We start from the raw sequence: 1,391 nt of genomic DNA, 5'->3' as shown, positions 1-1,391 counted from the left end.
ATTTGCCAACATGATCATCGAGCGCATCCTGGATGCACTGGATCGTCCTGTTGGACGCATGCGATCTTCGGGTCGCTTTTTACATCGTTCAGAGAGAAACATATCAGTGTCATGCTGACATCCCCGAGTGGGGGGAGGTCAGTGGTCGCAAGACCACAGAGCATGAGACTATCCAAGTCAAGTACACTAACCAAAATGTTCTGAGGCCTGCCGCGCTCAAGTAGCGAAGCGGTAGCGCACTAAAACTCAGAGCGGGAAACGTACAATGCTTTTGGTTCAGATTGTGAGAGCGGGGGACACAAAAGGCCCCGCTTGTCAGAATGGCGGGCGTCGCAAGGCGCTGCGCAGTTTGGCTCTTTCTGGATCAAATCAAGCGCGATAAGGGCGTTTGGTGGATGCCTTGGCAGTAAGAGGCGATGAAGGACGTGATACTCTGCGATAAGCTTGGGGGAGGTGAGAATAACCTTTGATCCCAAGATCTCCGAATGGGGCAACCCACTTGATATTCTGTTGTTGTTGCCTTGCAACAACGCACACTCCGTGCGGACCGTTGGTCCGTGACCATCTTCGATGGTCGGGGCATGGCGTTGGGGCAGGACAGTCATCAACGGGGTAAATCAAGTACTTTTAGGCTGAATACATAGGCTTAAAAGAGCAAACCCGGGGAACTGAAACATCTAAGTACCCGGAGGAAAGGAAATCAATAGAGACTCCGTTAGTAGTGGCGAGCGAACGCGGACCAGCCGAGCCTTGAGTGTGACTGGAACTGTCTGGAAAGACAGGCCATAGTGGGTGACAGCCCCGTACAGGAAGCACGATAGGACGTATCAAGTAGGGCGGGACACGTGAAATCCTGTCTGAAGATCGGGGGACCACCCCCGAAGGCTAAGTACTCCTTACTGACCGATAGCGAACCAGTACCGTGAGGGAAAGGTGAAAAGCACCCCGACGAGGGGAGTGAAACAGACCTGAAACCGGACGCCTACAAGCAGTCGGAGGGACCATGAGTCCTGACGGCGTACCTTTTGTATAATGGGTCAACGACTTGGTCTATCTAGCAAGCTTAAGCCGTTAGGTGTAGGCGCAGCGAAAGCGAGTCTTAAATGGGCGCATGAGTTAGATGGATCAGACCCGAAACCGAGTGATCTAGGCATGGTCAGGCTGAAGGTTGGGTAACACCAACTGGAGGGCCGAACCCACATCCGTTGAAAAGGATCGGGATGAACTGTGCCTAGGGGTGAAAGGCCAATCAAACTCGGAGATAGCTGGTTCTCCGCGAAATCTATTTAGGTAGAGCGTCGCACGAATACCCCGGGGGGTAGAGCACTGGATGGGTAATGGGGCCCCACAGGCTTACTGATCCTAACCAAACTCCGAATACCCGGGAGTAA

General features: G+C 53.1%; 2 rRNA genes (both only partly in view). Both read left to right on the top strand.

Annotation, left to right across the window (positions count from 1 at the left end):
* Positions 1-53, top strand: a 16S ribosomal RNA gene (locus tag EV660_RS18480); it begins 1,452 nt to the left of the window's first position.
* Positions 54-367: 314 nt separating this feature from the next.
* A 23S ribosomal RNA gene (locus EV660_RS18475) occupies positions 368-1,391 on the top strand; it runs 1,978 nt beyond the window's last position.
* Together the 16S and 23S rRNA genes form the textbook arrangement of a ribosomal RNA operon.

Source organism: Roseinatronobacter bogoriensis DSM 18756, from assembly GCF_004366635.1.
GTDB classification, from domain to species: Bacteria; Pseudomonadota; Alphaproteobacteria; order Rhodobacterales; family Rhodobacteraceae; genus Roseinatronobacter; species Roseinatronobacter bogoriensis.
This window is presented reverse-complemented; position numbering and strand designations above follow the sequence as displayed.